The following is an 18,051-nucleotide window of genomic DNA, read 5'->3' as shown; positions in this document are numbered from 1 at the left end:
CATGGCAAAGACAAACAAGAATGCCGTGCAGCCGCTCGCGCCGCACTTCGTGGCTGAGGTGAATCGCCCCGATCGCAACCTCATCGGCACGCGGATCAGCGATGCGATGGAATTGCTGGACAGCTTGCATTGGGCGGCTGACAAGGCCATGTCCGATGAAGACTACTGGCTGGTGTTGAGCCTGTTTCGTGCGTCCCTCCCGTCGATCGGCGCAGCGCTGGAGGCAGCCAACGACGCACTCGGCGAGTCGCGTCTAGGTCGCTACGTTTACAGCAACGATGTCACGGCCGGCGGAGCGGTTTTGTCGGTACCTCGCGCGGCCGGCTGACACCCAGCCGCTAGGCGGCATCGCATCATTCAATTCTTCGTGCGTCAGGTAAGTAATTTCATGATATGGACTACTAATTGAAAGTCGGCCGACGCACGTCTAGTGGGAAACTATGAGTAACGCACCGATGTCCGAATTCGAGAGGGCGAGAGTCGCGCTCGGCTATGTCCCGCCCGACGACCGCGAAACGTGGCGTCAGGTAGGGATGGCGCTCAAGGCCGAGTTTGGCGAGGAGGGCTTCGCCCTTTGGAACGAATGGAGCCGAGGCGCGCAAAACTACAGCGGCAAGGACGCGTGCGATGTGTGGAAGTCGTTCAAGGGCGGCAAGATCACCATCAACACGCTGTTTCACTTCGCCAAGCTTGGCGGCTTCGATCCGCGTGCGCATCGCGCCAAGCCGGTCGATCCAGCTGAGCGTGAGCGGCAGATGGCCGAGCGCGCGGCCCGCGAAGCGGCCGAGCTGGCCGAACTGACCGAGAAGCAGCGAGCCGCATCGGCGCTCGCTGAATCGATCTGGTCGGCGGCCGAATCGGCGCCGGCCGATCACCCTTATCTCGTTCGCAAGCGCATTCCGGTCGATGCGCTGCGCGTTTATCGCGGCGGCTTGTGCATCGGCACGGCCGCGTGCGACGGCGCACTCGTCATTCCGGCCCGTGACGCGGCCGGCAAGCTGTGGACGCTGGAATTCGTCCTGACGGACGGCCAGAAACGCTATCTGCCGAACGGCCGCAAGGCGGGCTGCTTCTCGTTGATCGGCGGGCCGGTGTCGTCCACGCTGCTGATTGGCGAGGGTTACGCCACATGTGCGACGCTCGCGGCCGCGACCGGCTATCCGACCGCCGTCGCGTTCGACTCCGGCAACCTGCACGCGGTCGCGACGGCGCTACGCGGCCAGTATCCGGACGCTCGCATCGTCGTGTGCGCCGACGACGATCACACGACGAAGGGCAATCCGGGCGTGACGAAGGCACGCGCGGCGGCCGAGGCCGTCGCCGGAATCGTCGCCGTGCCCGACTTCGGTCCGAACCGCTCGGCGGCCGGGACCGACTTCAATGACCTGGCTGCACACGTCGGCCCGGATGCAGTGGCGGCTACCGTGCGCGTTGCGCTCGCGCCGGCCGGTTCGGCTGATGCAGGCAAGGCCAACGCATCATTGCCCACCGCGAAGCCCGCCAAGCGCCCGAAAACGGCCCGCGCGCAGGATGGCAAGTCGCGGTTCGTCGTCGACGATAAGGGCGTGTGGTTTCACGGCTTCAACAATCAGGGTGATCCGCTCCCGCCGCATTGGGTGAGCACGCGGATCGACGTAATCGCGGAGACACGGAACGAGATGAACAGCGAGTGGGGCTACCTGCTCGAATTCACGGACCGCGACGGCATCCTGAAACGATGGGCGGTACCGGCCGGCCTTTTTGCCGGCGACGGCACGGAGCTGCGCCGTATGCTGCTCGATATGGGCGTGAAGCTCGGAGTGACGCAGATCGCCCGCACGCAGATCGCGAACTATGTGCAGATGGCGCAGCCTGACGAGCGCGTGCGCTGCGTGCCGCGCGTCGGCTGGCATCACGGCGCGTTCGTGCTGCCCGATCGGGTCATCGGCACCGGCAAAGAGGCGCTGATCTATCAGGCCGATACGCCGATCCAGAGCCAGTTCAAGGAGCGCGGCACGTTGGACGACTGGCAACGCGAGGTTGCGGCCTACTGCGTAGGCAATAGCCGGCTGCTGTTCTGCGTCGCTACCGCCTTCGCCGGTCCGTTGCTGCACTTTTCCGGGCTTCAGTCGGGCGGCTTTCATCTGCTCGGCACGACGTCCAAGGGCAAGTCGACAGGCGGTGTCATCGCCGCGTCCGTGTTCGGCTCGCCGGACTATGTGCGGAGCTGGAAGGCGACCGACAACGCGCTCGAAGCCGTCGCCACGCAGCATAGCGACGCGCTGCTGATCCTCGATGAAATCGGGCAGGTGGAGCCGCGCTTGGTTGGCGATGTGATCTACATGCTCGCGAACGAGTCGGGCAAGGCCCGCGCGTCGCGTAGCGGCTCGGCCAAGCCCGTTCTCACGTGGCGGCTGTTGTTTCTGTCGAACGGTGAAAAGAGCGTCTCCGCGTTGATGGCCGAAGGCAACAAGCCAATGAAAGGTGGTATCGAAGTACGCTTGCCCGCGATTCCGGCCGAGGTTGGCGAAATGGGTGTGGTGGAGAGGTTGCACGGTTTCCCGACGCCTGCCGCGCTGATCGAGCATCTAGAGCGTCATGCAGGCATGCACTACGGCACGGCCGGCACGGCGTTCATCGAGTGGGCGTCGTCGCAGGCCGGCGAACTGGCGGACAGCCTGCGCAGGCGTGTGGACGAGCTGGTCGCGCAGTGGGTGCCGGACGGCGCGCATTCGCAGGTCGCGCGCGTCGCCAAACGGTTCTGTCTGGTTGCGGTAGCTGGCGAACTGGCGACCGCCTACGGCCTGACCGGCTGGCCGCACGGCGAGTCGGTCGAGGCTGCGCGTCGCTGTTTCGAGGGCTGGCTCGAACTGCGCGGCGGTGCAGGCAATTCGGACGAGGCGGAAGCCGTGCGGCAAGTACAGCATTTCCTTGCCGCGCACGGTGACAACCGTTTCGTGTGGATGAACAGGGCGCAGGACGATCATCGACCGAACGTGCCGCACCGTGCGGGATTCAAGCAACACGTGAAGCGCGACGAACGCCGGATGCCCATTGCATCCGATCGCGAGTATTTCGCGGAGTTCGGCGGCAAGATGAGTGCCGACGATGCGGAAAGCGTTGAGACGGAATACCTGATCGAAGCGGCTGTGTTTCGCAAGGACGTGTGCGCCGGCTTCGACCACAAAATCGTCGCCAAAGCATTGATGAAGCGGGGTGTGCTGATGCCGCGTAGTGACGGCTACCCGTATCGGCAGGAGTACATACCCGGCCACGGCAAGTTCATGGTCTACCGTGTGTTGCCGTCGATCTTCACGCTCGAACTGTGAAAGACGCCGCCGCCGTCCGGGAGGGCGGTGGCGGGCATTCCTTTGCGCGGCATTTTTCGCCCGCACCACAAAGTTACTTTGAGCGATCTGCACCAGACGGAACCGGGTCGCCGGCTGCTGCGAATCTTGCCGAATCCGTAACGATCCGGCCGGATTTGTCTCCAGTATCTCCAGCGCTCTCCAAATCCCTTGGAGATATGCGAAGCCTTACTCCACAAGGCTTTTCGACCGATTCGGGCGTTTGTCTCCAAGTCTCCAACTCGTTTTGCGCTGAGCGGTCAGGCGTGGATCGTTCGTGTCGGCCGCGAACCCAGACGGGGCGCGGCTTACCGGGAATCGAAGGGCATCGGCAATATGTTTTCGACGGGGGGCCTCGACGCGAACCGATCCGACATCGTTACGTCAGCCGCAAATGTCAGGGGGGCGGAAGGCGGGGGACCCTGCGTCTGGGGCGAAACACGCGGGGCGCAACCCGCGTCCTTCTTCCTACTCGCTGAGTGCCTAAGGGGGGTCATATTCATACCGAAATGCAGGGAGCCGGCAGTGCGATGCCAACTCTGAGAAATCGGTGGGAGGTGCGCAGCAAGGGGGGCATAAGCGTGGCGGCACGAATCTATCTTGTCGTATCGTTCGAGAGTGCCTTCGACAGGTCATTGCCGAGAACTATCGGCGCGCCGGCAATGACCCACAGACTCACAGGCGCGAGGTCGTTCGCCTCCCTCATGCCCATGCTGGCCATCATCATGTCCGGTTTGTTGTGGTAACCGGTGTGCTGGCTTTCGGGATGATAGTTGCGTTCAATGCTGAACCTTCACCGACGCTCCTCATGAAAGAAGTCAAATTGGCCGGAGGAGGTGTCCAAAATTCAGGCGGTAACGCTTGGCTCGACTGCCTCGTATTGTGTCAGGACTCAGGCAAAATCAGAAACGCAGTGCGATCCCTACCGCGAATCCAAGTGGGTTGGCGCCCTCGTCCGCTCCATGTCACGCCGGACACCGGATCACGATATTTGGCGGGGGCACGGGGGCGGCCTCCAGGGCGCAATGCCCGTCCAAACACCTCGGATTGCTCCAGTTCAAATTCCGCAATCAAGCCGTGGATGCGCTTGAGCGCCGAACGACGCTCGAGCGTGCGTGCCTCCGCAATGCGTTTCGTCAGTTCGATTTGTTCGGCGAGAAGTTCTTGATAGGTTGGCATAAAGGAAACTGATTCTTGATTAACTGGCATAGCGACGACCACGAGGGGCTTATTCGCAGGTCGTCCGGTCCATTGAGAAGACATCGTTTTGCAATGCAACAAAACACGCATTGAAAATGGGGATCGAAATCACGTTGTGCTGACGCAGAGCCAGCAGACGCGAGCGACGCAGGCAAGTAGGGGAGGCCCGATTGCCCACCATCTTCCAGACAGCGGAGATCAGCCGGCGTCGCGCGAAATGTCGGCAGGCCAAATATGCAACGGCTGCGAATGGTCCAGTCACAACGCTGGCGAGACACCAGCCGATTCTGGATAGGCCCGCACGGTTAATCCCGAGCCAGTCCATGTCCAGCACAATGCCGGTTGCTGTGCCGATGGCGGCAAGCAACCCCAACAGCACGGTCATTGAACCCTCATTATTCTATATGCGAATATAGAATATAACGTATGTGCATGTAGATTGCACGCTATGACTCATCCCATTCACGACCATCGTTATCCGCTCATCGCGAAACTGCTGATTCAGATTCGCTTAGACAGAGGCTTACGTCAGCAAGATCTTGCGGATCGACTCAAGCGGACGCAAACCTTCGTGTCGAAATATGAAAGTGGATCGAGGCGCGTAGATTTGATCGAATTGCTGGACATCCTTCATGCACTTGACGCCGATCCGCATGAATTCATCGATCGGGTACAGGCTCAGTCATTACCTCAGTTGCCCCGATAAATTCCTTGACTGAACCGCATTTCCAACGCGGCGCTGCTGCGCGTTTGGGAAGAGTGCGGCTGCCGTCTATCTTGCCACCGCGATTGGGATGATTTCCGCCCCAGCTTTGAGCTTGTCGAGGTGATCTCCCCACACCTGCATCATGCGCCGGCGTTCCGGCAGATATTCCGCATGGACGTAAGCGGCCGTCACTTGATTGCGTTCGGCGTGCGCCATCTGGCGCTCTACAACGTCCCGGGTGAAGCCGAATTCACGCAGAGCCGTAGCGGCCAACCCGCGAAAGCCGTGCCCCGTCATTCGCGACTTGTAGCCCATGCGATAGAGCGCATAGAGCATCGTGTTGTTCGAAATGTGGCTTCGGCCCTGCACGCTGTAGAAGACGAATCGATGCTGACCATTGATCGCGCGGAGCTGTACGAGCACATCGAGCGACTGCCGAGACAGCGGCACGATGTGCGGGTCGCGCATCTTCATCCGTTCGGGAGGTACGCGCCATTCTGCGGCGGCTTCGTCAAACTCAGACCACTCGGCGCGAATCATTTCCTTTGTGCGCAAGAACGTTAGCGCCATGAGGCGGAGCGCGAGCCGGGTTACTAGATCGCCTTGGTAGTTGTCGATATCACGCATCAGTTGCGGTATCTCTGCCGCCTTGACGCGCGCCATGTGCCGAACACCTGGGCCTTTCTTCAGCACCGTTTGCGCGTCGATGTCTGCGGCCGGATTTCGGGAACATCGCCCGGTCATGATCCCGTACTGGAAGACCGCGCGAGAGCGCTGGAGAATCCGCTTCGCCGTCTCGCGTACCCCGCGCGCCTCGACCTCTCGAACGATGCTGAGCATCTGCGGCGAATCGATCTCCGTGAGCGGGCGACGGCCGATCTTCGGGAACACGTCGACCTCAAGCGAATTCAGCACCTTCTCCGCGTAGCCGTCACTCCAGCCCGGACGCTGAGAGTCGAACCACTCGCGGGCTACCGCTTCGAACGAGTTGGCTGCTGCGATCTCGGCGGCCCGTTTCGCGTCCTTCTTCGCCTCGCCCGGATCGATGCCGGCCGCGATCTGCTCGCGGGCCTCGTCGCGCTTCTTACGCGCCGTCGCAAGCGTGACGGCCGGATAGACGCCGAGGGCGAGCGTCTTCTGCTTGCCAACGAAGCGGTAGGACAAGCGCCAGTACTTCGCGCCGTTCGGCTGGACGAGCAAGAACATCCCGTTGCCGTCCGTGAGTTTGTACGGTGCTGCGCTGGCCTTCGCGTTCCGTACCTGTATGTCAGTGAGAGGCATTGTTGGTATCTGAGTTGTTGGTATCTGTTGATGCCAACAAAAATACCAACACTTTCTCCGGCTGTCACTGAGCAACCTTGGGTAATGATGTGAGCTGGAGGCCTGTCAGACGGGCTTGAGCGGGGGTTTTCTTGTGAATCTTGGGAGAGGTTTGGGGCTTGGCTGGTCCCCCCGACAGGAATCGAACCTGTATCTAGCGCTTAGGAGGCGCTTGTTCTATCCATTGAACTACGGGGAGCGGATAGTCTGGCCGGGTTGAATGCGTCAACCAACCGGCCCGGGCATATCGCTATTGAAATCGATATGCCTGCACAACACCGGAGCCGGAGCATGACGCCCCCGCCGGCGAGCGCAGAGTATATCAAAGACCTTGCAAATAACACGCATCGACGCAGACAAACACACCCATCCAATCCCGTACCCCCCGCCCTTCACACCCACCCGCCCCGCACGTCCCTGAATCGGGACCGACATTCCAGCCGCGTCCATTCACCGCAACAGGAGCCAGCCATGCCCGAGAACCATCTCAAGGTGCGCCCGCTCGTCGGCGGCATTCGAATCGTCACCCACAGCAAGATCGGCACCCTGGGTCTCGTCGTGATGTACGAGGGCGACAAATGCTTCGTGACGGCGGGCCATGTGTTCGGCGCCAAGGACAAGAAAGTGGGGCAGCCCGACGATGCGCACGTGGTCGGCGAGCTGCGCGAGAACTTCCTGCACGCCGACACGCCCCAGGACATCGCGCTGGTCAGCATCGCGCCGGGCGTCGAGGCCGCGCTCAACCAGATCTGGACGAATCAGGGAACCCGGACCGTGCAGTTCGGCGCGAGCGTGCTGCCTGGACGGGGTTCGCGAGTCTGGCTGGAAGGCATGGCAAGCGGCACCTTGACCGGCACGGTGCTCGAACCGGACGTCGATATCACCGTCCCGGAAACCAACGAAGTGGCCCGGAACGTAGTCCTCGTGGAGTTTGACAACGGGATCCAGACCCAGGATGGGGACAGCGGCGCGCCGGTGGTCGGCGAGGGCACCGAGATCTGCTTTGGCGTGTACGGCGGTCGCGTGAAACACGACGGCAAATACTGCGGGTGGTTTACCCCGTTCGACAATCTGGTCTGGGACTAGACAAGGTCATGACGACCGCGAGCGACGATGGTGACCGAACGCGGCGGCGCGGCTCCCGCCCACATTTACGCCCGCGCACCGTGTGCGGCTCCCGCCTCGTGCGCTCGGATCTATGTGTGAAGCATCGACATGCCATACGAGGAAATCGTCTGCCCAGCGGACTGTGCATGAAGCAAAACGCGCCCTGCCTGTCGACGAGGGCGCGTTACAGCGGACCTTGCCGGATCGTCAGGCGCCGATTGCAATGAAGGCGAAGCTGCGATTCGCCGCCTTGCCGGTGCCGTCGCCGGTATTGATCTGGAAGGAGTTCGTGTTGACGAACGGGAAGGCTACGCCATCCAGGTTGCTCTGATTGGCGTTGTCGTAATTGTTCTGCGATCCGACCACGGCGGGCGTCGTCGAGAATCCCTGATTGAACGCAATGGTGTACCGTCCGCTGCTGGTATTCGTGACGGTGAAGTCGTTGCTGCCGCTGATGATTTGCCCGTTCGCATTGACGGAGCCCCAGGAAATGCGAGGAGTGGCCATTTTTTTCTCCAGGATGTCATCCGGTTTGTAAATGGTGGCGCCGTATCGACCATGCCGCGAGCGCAAGCTGTCGACAGACGCCAACCGCGGCGCACCCCTTGTCGGGTCGCCGGGTTCATCCATGCTAAATCGGGGCAATGCGCGGAGTAACCTACGTATTCTGGGAGGTGACGCTGGATTGGCGGGATCGTCAGTCGAGAAACCGACGCTCAGGCGGTGAGCCCGGGCAGGTGATTGACGCGACCCGTGCCACTCCCCCGGATCAGACTCAAAACTCGACCGTGACGAAATCTTCCTTGCCCACGTCGCACAGCGGGCAGCGCCAGTCGTTCGGGATGTCGGCGAACAGCGTACCGGGCGCGATGCCTTCATCCGGCAGCCCATCCGCTTCGTTGTAGATCCAGCCGCAGATCAGGCAGACCCAGCTCTTGTATTCGATGACTTCGCTCATGTGTTGCGTTCCCGATGATGCGTTGATCCGATGCGCCGGCGCACGTTCGCAGCCGGCGGAAAACGCGCAATGGTACCGGAATTCGCGCGCCGCCTCGCCCGCGCCCGTTTCAAACGCGCCCGCCCCGGAACCCCAGCGCCGTGCCGCGCAACAGCGGTGTATGCTGCGAGGGCCTTTCACGTCAGAAGGAGGAAATCGATGCGCAACACGAAATGGATCGCCGGATTGTTCTGTGCGGCCGCGCTCGTCGCGTCCGCCGCTGCCCGCGCCGAGGCGCGGGTGTATTTCGTCGCGCCGGATGACGGCGCGACCGTGTCGAACCCGATACACGTGAAGTTCGGCCTCGAAGGCATGGAGATCCGGCCGGCCGGCGACATGACGCCGAACACGGGCCATCATCACCTGCTGATCGACGGCCGGCCGGTTCCGAAAGGCGACGTGATTCCCGCCTCCGATCGGTCGCTGCACTACGGCAAGGGCCAGACCGAGACCGATATCGTCTTGCCGCCCGGCCGGCACACGCTGACCCTGCAGTTCGGCGACGGCGCCCACCGCTCGTATGGTCCCGAAATAAGCCAGACGATTTCAGTCAACGTCGACCACTGAGTCTGCCCCGCCCGCGTTCGCGGGTTTTGCCGTTCGCCGCCTAGGCCATCAGGCCAGTGCGGCGCCGCGCGCCGCGCCCGGTACAATGGGCGCTTCCGATTCCTCTTCGCCGTTTCCTCCATGTCGCTTTATTCCATCACCGGCGCCCAACTCGCGTTCGGCCACGTCGCGTTGCTCGATCACGCGGATTTCTCGCTCGAGGCCGGCGAACGCGTCGGTCTGATCGGCCGCAACGGCGCAGGCAAGTCGTCGCTCCTGAAGATCGTCGCGGAACTCGCGCGGCCCGACGACGGCCTCGTCACGCGCCAGCAGGATCTCGTGACGGTGTACGTGCCGCAGGAGCCCGAGTTCGACGCCGGGCTGTCGGTGTTCGATGCGGTCGCGTCGGGCCTCACGCACGCCCGCGAGCTGCACGACGAATACGATGCGATCGCGCATCGTCTCGCCGACACGCCCGAGGGCGCGGAGCACGACACGCTGCTGGCCCGCATGAATGCGCTGCAGTCGTCGCTCGACGCGACCGACGCCTGGAACTGGCGCACCCGCGTCGCCACCACGCTCGCGCAGATCGGCCTCGACGGCGAGGCGCAGGTCGACGCGCTGTCGGGCGGCATGCAAAAGCGCGTCGCGCTCGCGCGCGCGCTCGTCGTCCAGCCCGACGTGCTGCTGCTCGACGAACCGACCAACCACCTCGATTTCGACGGCATCCGCTGGCTCGAGGATCTGCTCGTGTCGCAGCGCGCGGGCCTGTTGTTCATCACCCACGACCGCGCGTTCCTCGACCGGGTGGCGACCCGCATCGTCGAGCTCGATCGCGGCCGCCTGCTGTCCTATCCCGGGAATTTCTCGGCGTACCAGGTCCGCAAGGCCCAGCAGCTGGAGGTGGAGCGCGTCGAGAACGAGAAGTTCGACAAGTTCCTCGCCCAGGAAGAGGTGTGGATCCGCAAGGGCGTCGAGGCGCGCCGCACCCGCAGCGTCGGGCGCGTCGCGCGCCTCGAACAGATGCGCAACGAGCGCGCGGAGCGCCGCAACGTGCAGGGCAACGTCAAGCTCGACGTCGCCCAGGGCGAGCGCTCGGGCAAGATCGTCGCGGAGCTGACCGACGTGACGAAGCGCTACGGCGCGCGCGCGGTGGTCGAGCGCTTCTCGGCGACGGTGATGCGCGGCGACAAGATCGGTTTCATCGGCGCGAACGGCGCCGGCAAGACCACGCTGCTCAAGCTGATCCTCGGCGAGATCCAGCCCGACGAAGGCACGGTGCGCACCGGCACCAACCTCCAGGTCGCGTACTTCGACCAGATGCGCGCGCAGCTCGATGCCGAGAAGAGCCTCGCGGACACGATCAGCCCCGGCAGCGAGTGGGTCGAGATCGGCGGCGAGAAGAAGCACGTGATGAGCTATCTCGGCGATTTCCTGTTCGCGCCCGAGCGCGCGCGTTCGCCCGTCAAGTCGCTGTCGGGCGGCGAACGCAACCGCCTGCTGCTCGCGCGCCTGTTCGCGCGGCCCGCCAACGTGCTGGTGCTCGACGAGCCGACCAACGATCTCGACATCCCGACGCTCGAACTCCTCGAGGAGCTGCTGACCGACTACGACGGCACCGTGCTGCTCGTCAGCCACGACCGCGCGTTCCTCGACAACGTCGCGACCTCGGTGATCGCGGCGGAAGGCGACGGCCTGTGGCGCGAGTACGTCGGCGGCTTCTCCGACTGGCAGGTGCAGCGCGGGCGCGCGGCGCAGCTGGCCCAGCAGGAGGCCGCGAAGCGCGCGCCCAAGGAGCCGGCCCCCGTGCGCGACGACGCGAAGGGCGCGCCCGGCCGCAATGCCCAGCGCACGGTGAAGCTGTCGTTCAACGAGCAGCGCGAGCTGGACGGGCTGCCCGACCGGATCGCGGCGCTGGAGGCCGAGCAGAAGGCGATCGGCGCCCAGCTCGAGGACGGCGCGATCTTCGCGCGCGACGCCCAGGAGGGCGCCCGCCTGACCGAGCGCTTCGCCGCGCTCGACGACGAACTCCTCGCCGCGCTCGAGCGCTGGGAGCTGCTCGAGGCCAAGCGCAAGCCGGTGTAAGCCTCCGTTCATGAAGGCGCGCCGACGGAACCAGTAGAATACGGCCCGTTCGGCGCGGCGCGCCCGGAGCGACGGCGCTCCGGGCGGCCCGCCACTGCGTTTTGCACAGTGGCCGCCGCCCGCTTTCGAAGCAATCTAAGCTCGCCATTGTTTCGATTCGCTTTTTTATCGAATTCAACGTTTTGTCCACGACGTTATCCACAGTAGCTGTGGATAACTTCACGAGGAATGACGAACCCAAGCGCCTATGTCCACGAAAAAGCCCAGCGCGGCGTATAGCGAAGCATCGATCAAGGTGCTGAAGGGCCTCGAGCCCGTCAAGCAGCGGCCCGGTATGTACACCCGGACCGAGAATCCGCTGCACATCATCCAGGAAGTCATCGACAACGCGTCCGACGAGGCGTTGGGCGGTTACGGCAAGCAGATCACGGTCACGCTGCACGCGGATCAATCGGTATCGGTGGAGGACGACGGGCGCGGCATTCCGTTCGGCCTGCATCCGGAGGAAGGCGTGCCGGTGGTCGAGATCGTCTACACGCGCCTGCATGCGGGCGGCAAGTTCGACAAGGCCGCGGGCGGCGCGTACACGTTCTCGGGCGGCCTGCACGGCGTCGGCGTGTCGGTCACCAACGCGCTCGCGACGCGTCTCGACGTGACGGTGTGGCGCGACGGCAAGGTCGCCACGCTCGGTTTCGCGGAAGGCGACGTGGTGCGGCAGCTGGCGATCCAGTCGGCGGGGCGCGGCGAGAAGAAGACCGGCACCCGCGTGACGGTCTGGCCGAATCCGACGTACTTCGATTCGCCGAACCTGCCGCTCGGCGAGCTGCAGCGCCTGCTGCGCTCCAAGGCGGTGCTGCTGCCGGGCGTCGAGGTGGCGTTCATCAACGAGAAGACGGGCGAGCGCCAGAGCTGGAAGTACGAGGACGGCCTGCGCGGCTACCTGCTCGAAGGGATGAACGACAGCGAGCTGCTGATCCCGCTGTTCGAGGGCGAGCGCTTCGCGGACGGCCGTTCGGGCGACGATTCGTTCGCCGAGGGCGAGGGCGCGTCGTGGGTGGTCGCCTGGAGCGAGGAAGGCTCGCTCGTGCGCGAGTCCTACGTGAACCTGATCCCGACGCCCGCGGGCGGCACCCATGAGTCGGGCCTGCGCGACGGCCTCTACCAGGCGGTGAAGAGCTTCGTCGAGCTGCACAACCTTCAGCCCAAGGGCGTGAAGCTGCTCGCCGAGGACGTGTTCGCGCGGGTGTCCTTCGTGCTGTCCGCGAAGGTGCTCGATCCGCAGTTCCAAGGGCAGATCAAGGAGCGGCTGAACAGCCGCGACGCGGTCAAGCTCGTGTCGTCGTTCGCGCGTCCGGCGCTCGAACTGTGGCTGAACCAGCACGTCGAGCACGGCAAGAAGCTCGCGGAGCTCGTGATCAAGCAGGCGCAGGCGCGCACCCGTGCGGGCCAGAAGGTCGAGAAGCGCAAGAGCTCGGGCGTCGCGGTGCTGCCGGGCAAGCTGACCGACTGCGAGACCGAGGACATCGCGCGCAACGAGCTGTTCCTGGTCGAGGGCGATTCGGCGGGCGGCTCGGCCAAGATGGGCCGCGACAAGGAATACCAGGCGATCCTGCCGCTGCGCGGCAAGGTGCTCAACACCTGGGAAACCGAGCGCGACCGCCTGTTCGCGAACAACGAGGTGCACGACATCTCGGTCGCGATCGGCGTCGATCCGCACAGCCCCGACGACAGCGTCGACCTGTCGAACCTGCGCTACGGCAAGATCTGCATCCTGTCGGATGCGGACGTCGACGGTTCCCACATCCAGGTGCTGCTGCTCACGCTGTTCTTCAAGCACTTCCCGCAGCTGATCGAGCGCGGTCACGTGTTCGTCGCGCGTCCGCCCCTGTTCCGGGTCGATGCGCCCGCGCGCGGCAAGAAGCCCGCGCAGAAGCTCTACGCGCTCGACGAGGGCGAGCGCGTCGCGATCTTCGACAAGCTCGCGAAGGAAGGGGTGCGCGAGAGCCAGCTGAGCGTGAGCCGCTTCAAGGGTCTCGGCGAAATGAGCGCCGAGCAGCTGTGGGACACGACGATGAATCCCGACACCCGCCGCCTGATGCCGGTGCGGCTCGGCGACCTCGACTACGAGCGCACCGTCGCGCGGATGACGATGTTGATGGGCAAGGGCGAAGCCGCCGCGCGCCGCAGCTGGCTCGAGGAAAAGGGCAACGAAGTCGAAGCGGATATCTGAGCGCGGCGGGCCCCGCCCGCTCGCACTCGCGCCACATACAGAACACGGATTCAAGATGGACGACATCACTCCCGATCTTTTCGCCGAGCCGGCCGCGCCGGAAGGCGAGTTCCTCACGCTCGGCCACTACGCCGAGCAGGCGTATCTCGGCTACGCGGTCAGCGTCGTCAAGGGGCGCGCGCTGCCCGACGTCTGCGACGGCCAGAAGCCGGTCCAACGCCGCATCCTCTATGCGATGAACGAGATGGGGCTGGGCAACAACGCGAAGCCCGTCAAGTCCGCGCGCGTCGTCGGCGACGTGCTCGGCAAGTACCACCCGCACGGCGACCAGTCCGCCTATGACGCGCTCGTGCGTCTCGCGCAGGACTTCTCGATGCGCTATCCGCTGATCGACGGCCAGGGCAACTTCGGTTCGCGCGACGGCGACGGCGCGGCGGCGATGCGTTACACGGAAGCGCGCCTCACGCCGATCGCGCAGCTGCTGCTCGACGAGATCGACCAGGGCACGGTCGGCTTCATGCCGAACTACGACGGTTCGTTCGAGGAGCCGAAGCTGCTGCCGGGCCGGCTGCCGTTCGTGCTGCTGAACGGCGCGTCGGGGATCGCGGTCGGGCTCGCGACCGAGATTCCGTCGCACAACCTGCGCGAGGTCGCGGCCGCCGCGGTCGCGCTGATCCGCAATCCGACGCTGTCGCACGACGCGCTGATGCAGCTCGTGCCCGGCCCCGACTTCCCGGGCGGCGGGCAGATCATCTCGAGCGACGCGGAAATCTCGGCCGCCTATAAAACCGGGCGCGGCAGCCTCAAGGTGCGCGCGTGCTGGAAGATCGAGGAACTGGCGCGCGGCCAGTGGCAGTTGGTGGTGACCGAACTACCGCCGAACACCTCGGGGCAGAAGGTGCTCGAGGAAATCGAGGAACTGACCAATCCGAAGCTGAAGCTCGGCAAGAAGGCCCTGTCGCAGGAACAGGTCAATACCAAGAAGACGATGCTCGACCTGCTCGACGCGGTGCGCGACGAGTCCGGCAAGGATGCGCCGGTGCGGCTCGTGTTCGAGCCGAAGTCGCGCGCGATCGACCAGACCGAGTTCGTCCATTCGTTGCTCGCGCACACGAGCCTCGAATCGAACGCGACGCTGAACCTCGTGATGATCGGCGCGGACGGCCGGCCGGGCCAGAAGGGCTTGTCCGACATCCTCGGCGAGTGGGTGGCGTTCCGCCAGCTGACCGTGACGCGGCGCTGCCGCCACCGGCTCGACAAGGTGAACGACCGGATCCACATCCTCGAAGGGCGGATGATCGTCTTCCTGAACATCGACGAGGTGATCCGCATCATCCGCGAGTCGGACGAGCCGAAGAGCGCGCTGATGAGCGCGTTCGGGCTGACCGAGCGGCAGGCCGACGACATTCTCGACATCCGTCTGCGCCAGCTCGCGCGGCTCGAGAAGTTCAAGATCGAGAAGGAACTCGAGGAACTGCGCGCGGAGAAGGCGAAGCTGGAAGAGCTGCTCGCCAACGAGAGCGCGATGAAGCGCCTCATGATCAAGGAGATCGAGGGCGACGCCAAGCAGTACGGCGACGAGCGCCGCACGCTGATCCAGCAGGAGAAGCGCGCGACCTTCGAGGCCCGCGTGGTCGACGAGCCGGTGACGGTGGTGGTGTCGCAGAAGGGCTGGGTGCGCGCGCTCAAGGGGCATGGCCTCGATCCGGCGAGCTTCTCGTTCAAGGCCGGCGACAGTCTCTACGCGGCGTTCCAGTGCCGCACGCCCGACACGCTGATCGCGTGGGGCAGCAGCGGCCGCGTGTACTCGGTGGCCGTGCAGCTGCTGCCGGGCGGCCGCGGCGACGGCGTGCCGGTGACCTCGCTGATCGAACTCGAATCGGGCTCGCACCTGTTGCATTACTATGCGGCGCCTGCCGATCAGCCGCTGCTGCTCGCGTCGAACAACGGCTACGGGTTCGTCGCGAAGATCGGCGACATGGTGAGCCGCGTGAAGGCCGGCAAGGCGTTCATGACGATCGACGAAGGCGCAGCGCCGCTCGCGCCGATGCCGGTGCCGGCCGATGCCGTGCAGGTCGCGTGTCTGTCGAGCGGCGGCCGTCTCCTGGTGTTCGGCATGGACGAGATGAAGTCGCTGTCGGGCGGCGGTCGCGGCGTGATCCTGATGGCGCTCGAACCGAGGGAAACCCTCGCGCAGGCGCTCGCGGTCGGGCCGACGGGCGTCGTGCTGATGGGCACGGGCCGGGGCGGCAAGGCGCAGGAGGACCGGCTGACCGGCGCCGCGCTCGAATCGCACGTCGGCAAGCGCGCGCGCAAGGGCCGCGCGCCGGACGGCCGCCTCAAGCTGCTCGGCTTGCGTCCGAACCTCGGCTGATCTCGCGGGGCCCTCGAAGCCGCGTGCCTGCTGTCGCGGGCGCGCGGCTTTGTGTTGTCTGGACCACCGGTCGCGCGACAAGTGCGCGCGATCGACGCGTCGGCCGACCCGCGCGCTGAACCGGCGCGCGCGGCGGCTGTCGAATGCGCGTGATGATCGCGCGCCATGACGCGCGGCTACCGTTCCCCTCAATTCACCCTTCATCAGGATCGCCCGACATGTCCCACGCCGTTGCCCTCGCCTTGTTCCTTCACCTGCTCGGGGTCGCCGTCTGGGTGGGCGGGATGGTGTTCGCGCATTTCTGTCTGCGTCCCGCGTTGTCGGATCTTTCGCCGCAGCTGCGGCTGCCGCTGATCGAGGCGGTGTTCGGCCGCTTCTTCAACTGGGTCGCCGCCGCGGTCATCGCGATCCTCCTGACGGGCGGCTTCCTGCTCGTGAGCTTCGGCGGCGCGCACGCGACCTGGCCGCTGCACGCGATGGCGGGGCTGGGCGTCGTGATGATGCTGATCTTCGGTCACATCCGTTTCGCGCTGTTCCCGCGCATCCGTCGCGCGGTGCAGGCGCAGAACTGGCCGGACGGCGCGCGCGCGGTCGGCGCGATGCGCCTCCTGGTGATCGTGAACCTCGTGCTCGGCGTGGTGACGATCGGGGTGGCCGTGCTGTCGCGCGGCTTCTGATCCGGGCCGCCTACGCGGCCAGCATCTGCTCCAGCAGCCAGGAGCCGGCCGGCCCGAGCGGCCGGCCGCGCGACCAGACGGCGTCGACCGGTACCCGCCGCGGCCAGCCGCGCGCGTTCAGCTCGACGAGCCGCGCGTTCGCGAAGTGCTCGACCATCCAGCGCGGCAGCTCCGCCCAGCCGAAGCCCGCGACCGCCATTTCCAGCAGCATCAGATAGCTCGGCGCCGACCAGGAGCGTCGCCCCGCGACGAGGCCCGTCTCGACCGGCGCGCCGCGCGGCGCGACATAGGTGTTCAGGCGCAGCTCGCGCGCCTCGTGCAGCGCGGCGAGCGGCACCTCGGTCGCGCCGTAGGCGGCGAACGGATGCGTCAGGCCGACGAACAGGCCGATCTCCGAGTGTTCCGCGACCATCGCCGCGCCGATGTCCGGCGGGTAGGTGCTGCGCGCGGCCATCAGGCCGAGCTGGGCGCGGTCCTGCTGGATCAGGTCGAGCACGTCGTCGTGCTCGGCGATCAGGCATTCGAATTCCAGGGTCGGGAAACGCCGGTCGAGCGCCGCGAGCGTCGCGTCGTAGCGCGCCGACTGATAGGTGTCCGACACGGCGAGCGTGAGCCGCGCCTCCTCGCCGCCCGCGAGCCGCGCGGCGAGCTGGTCGATCGCCTCGCCCGCCTCCAGCACGCGCAGCACTTCGGGCAACAGTGCGCGCGCGGCCTCGGTCAGGGTCGGCTGGCGCGTCGAGCGGTCGAACAGCGTGAGGCCGAGGTCGATCTCGAGATTGGCGATCGCCTCGCTGATCGTCGACTGCCGTTTGCCGAGCTTGCGCGCGGCGGCCGAGAACGAGCCGAGCGCCGCGGCTTCGGCAAAGGCGAGCAGGGCTTCGGGAGAGTGGCGCATGCGGGGCTCCGGCAATAGATCGGAAAAACCGATATTAACAAACTGGTTTACACCGGTAAATCCGATGAAAATGGCGACATCGCATTGTTCAACGGAGTGTTTCATGCAAACCCTCAAGAAATCCCTGACCGAGCGGCTTGTTCACGCGCTGACGTTCGAACTGGTCGCCATCGCCCTGTGCGCGCCGCTGCTCAGCTGGGTGCTCGGGCTGTCGCTGGTTCACGTCGGCGCGCTCACGGCCCTGGTCTCGCTCGTCGCGATGGCCTGGAATATCGCGTTCAACGCCTTGTTCGACCGCTTCGAGCGTCGTTTCGGCCTGACCCGCAACCTGGCGCTCCGCGTCGTTCACGCGATCGCGTTCGAGCTGGGCCTGGTGGTGATGGTGGTGCCGATCGCGGCGTGGTGGCTGGGCATCAGCCTGTTCGAGGCGCTGGTGCTCGATCTCGGCATCCTGCTGTTCTTCCTGCCGTACACGTTCCTGTTCAACCTCGGCTACGACCGGCTCCGCGCCCGTCTGTCCGCGCCGCGCGCGCTGGCCTGAGGCGGCCCCGGCGCGCGGCGCCGTCCGACCCTCCCATCCATCCCGAC

The 18,051-nt window shown here is 65.2% G+C and carries 16 protein-coding genes and 1 tRNA gene; 10 read left to right on the top strand and 7 right to left on the bottom strand.

What is annotated here, in order from left to right:
• The first annotated feature begins 1 nt into the window (after position 1).
• Both Bsp3421_RS25025 and Bsp3421_RS25020 read left to right on the top strand, forming a co-directional pair.
• Positions 2 to 328, top strand: coding sequence for a hypothetical protein (locus tag Bsp3421_RS25025; protein ID WP_273998541.1), 327 nt, complete (start codon positions 2 to 4; stop codon positions 326 to 328).
• 127 nt (positions 329 to 455) lie between these two features.
• The gene (locus Bsp3421_RS25020; RefSeq protein WP_273998540.1) at positions 456 to 3,308 is read left to right on the top strand and encodes a DUF927 domain-containing protein; all 2,853 of its coding nucleotides are present in this window, start codon (positions 456 to 458) and stop codon (positions 3,306 to 3,308) included.
• 903 nt (positions 3,309 to 4,211) lie between these two features.
• On the opposite strand, the gene Bsp3421_RS25015 is transcribed toward Bsp3421_RS25020, so the two are convergent.
• Positions 4,212 to 4,547, bottom strand: coding sequence for an H-NS histone family protein (locus tag Bsp3421_RS25015; protein WP_273998539.1), 336 nt, complete (start codon positions 4,545 to 4,547; stop codon positions 4,212 to 4,214).
• Positions 4,548 to 4,554: 7 nt separating this feature from the next.
• Entirely contained in the window at positions 4,555 to 4,911 is a 357-nt protein-coding gene (locus Bsp3421_RS25010; protein WP_273998537.1) for a hypothetical protein, read from the bottom strand.
• A 63-nt stretch (positions 4,912 to 4,974) separates the two neighbouring features.
• Between Bsp3421_RS25010 and Bsp3421_RS25005 the strand changes: the two genes are divergently transcribed.
• Positions 4,975 to 5,232, top strand: a complete 258-nt coding sequence (locus tag Bsp3421_RS25005; protein ID WP_273998536.1) for a helix-turn-helix domain-containing protein — start codon at positions 4,975 to 4,977, stop codon at positions 5,230 to 5,232.
• A gap of 66 nt (positions 5,233 to 5,298) precedes the next feature.
• Here Bsp3421_RS25005 and Bsp3421_RS25000 read toward each other — a convergent pair whose 3' ends face one another.
• Positions 5,299 to 6,513, bottom strand: coding sequence for a tyrosine-type recombinase/integrase (locus Bsp3421_RS25000; protein ID WP_273998535.1), 1,215 nt, complete (start codon positions 6,511 to 6,513; stop codon positions 5,299 to 5,301).
• 163 nt (positions 6,514 to 6,676) lie between these two features.
• Positions 6,677 to 6,751 (bottom strand) — tRNA-Arg (locus tag Bsp3421_RS24995).
• A 272-nt stretch (positions 6,752 to 7,023) separates the two neighbouring features.
• Here Bsp3421_RS24995 and Bsp3421_RS24990 point away from each other — a divergent pair.
• Positions 7,024 to 7,638: a trypsin-like serine protease gene (locus tag Bsp3421_RS24990; RefSeq protein WP_273998533.1), complete on the top strand. Its 615-nt coding sequence runs from the start codon at positions 7,024 to 7,026 to the stop codon at positions 7,636 to 7,638.
• A gap of 228 nt (positions 7,639 to 7,866) precedes the next feature.
• On the opposite strand, the gene Bsp3421_RS24985 is transcribed toward Bsp3421_RS24990, so the two are convergent.
• Both Bsp3421_RS24985 and Bsp3421_RS24980 read right to left on the bottom strand, forming a co-directional pair.
• Positions 7,867 to 8,289: a hypothetical protein gene (locus tag Bsp3421_RS24985; protein WP_273998531.1), complete on the bottom strand. Its 423-nt coding sequence runs from the start codon at positions 8,287 to 8,289 to the stop codon at positions 7,867 to 7,869.
• 145 nt (positions 8,290 to 8,434) lie between these two features.
• The gene (locus Bsp3421_RS24980; protein WP_273998530.1) at positions 8,435 to 8,617 is read right to left on the bottom strand and encodes a rubredoxin; all 183 of its coding nucleotides are present in this window, start codon (positions 8,615 to 8,617) and stop codon (positions 8,435 to 8,437) included.
• A gap of 198 nt (positions 8,618 to 8,815) precedes the next feature.
• Between Bsp3421_RS24980 and Bsp3421_RS24975 the strand changes: the two genes are divergently transcribed.
• The 5 genes from Bsp3421_RS24975 to Bsp3421_RS24955 all read left to right on the top strand — a co-directional run bounded on the left by Bsp3421_RS24975 (position 8,816) and on the right by Bsp3421_RS24955 (position 16,568).
• A complete protein-coding gene (locus Bsp3421_RS24975) occupies positions 8,816 to 9,223 on the top strand; it encodes a DUF4399 domain-containing protein (RefSeq protein ID WP_273998528.1) in 408 nt (135 codons plus the stop codon).
• Positions 9,224 to 9,343: 120 nt separating this feature from the next.
• Positions 9,344 to 11,287: an ATP-binding cassette domain-containing protein gene (locus Bsp3421_RS24970; RefSeq protein ID WP_273998527.1), complete on the top strand. Its 1,944-nt coding sequence runs from the start codon at positions 9,344 to 9,346 to the stop codon at positions 11,285 to 11,287.
• A 247-nt stretch (positions 11,288 to 11,534) separates the two neighbouring features.
• The gene (gene parE / locus Bsp3421_RS24965; RefSeq protein ID WP_273998526.1) at positions 11,535 to 13,517 is read left to right on the top strand and encodes a DNA topoisomerase IV subunit B; all 1,983 of its coding nucleotides are present in this window, start codon (positions 11,535 to 11,537) and stop codon (positions 13,515 to 13,517) included.
• A 55-nt stretch (positions 13,518 to 13,572) separates the two neighbouring features.
• Positions 13,573 to 15,891 carry a DNA topoisomerase IV subunit A gene (gene parC, locus Bsp3421_RS24960; RefSeq protein ID WP_273998524.1) on the top strand — a complete coding sequence of 773 codons (2,319 nt, stop codon included), beginning with the start codon at positions 13,573 to 13,575 and terminating at the stop codon, positions 15,889 to 15,891.
• A 218-nt stretch (positions 15,892 to 16,109) separates the two neighbouring features.
• Positions 16,110 to 16,568 carry a CopD family protein gene (locus Bsp3421_RS24955; RefSeq protein ID WP_273998522.1) on the top strand — a complete coding sequence of 153 codons (459 nt, stop codon included), beginning with the start codon at positions 16,110 to 16,112 and terminating at the stop codon, positions 16,566 to 16,568.
• 10 nt (positions 16,569 to 16,578) lie between these two features.
• Here Bsp3421_RS24955 and Bsp3421_RS24950 read toward each other — a convergent pair whose 3' ends face one another.
• Positions 16,579 to 17,463, bottom strand: a complete 885-nt coding sequence (locus Bsp3421_RS24950) for a LysR family transcriptional regulator (RefSeq protein WP_273998520.1) — start codon at positions 17,461 to 17,463, stop codon at positions 16,579 to 16,581.
• 103 nt (positions 17,464 to 17,566) lie between these two features.
• Between Bsp3421_RS24950 and Bsp3421_RS24945 the strand changes: the two genes are divergently transcribed.
• Positions 17,567 to 18,004 (top strand): multidrug/biocide efflux PACE transporter, encoded by a 438-nt coding sequence (locus Bsp3421_RS24945; protein ID WP_273998518.1) that lies wholly within the window; start codon positions 17,567 to 17,569, stop codon positions 18,002 to 18,004.
• Positions 18,005 to 18,051 lie beyond the last annotated feature (47 nt).

The organism is Burkholderia sp. FERM BP-3421 (genome assembly GCF_028657905.1).
Taxonomy (GTDB): Bacteria; Pseudomonadota; Gammaproteobacteria; order Burkholderiales; family Burkholderiaceae; genus Burkholderia.
The sequence above is the reverse complement of the archived record's forward strand: the minus strand, read 5'-3'. Positions and strand labels throughout refer to the sequence as shown.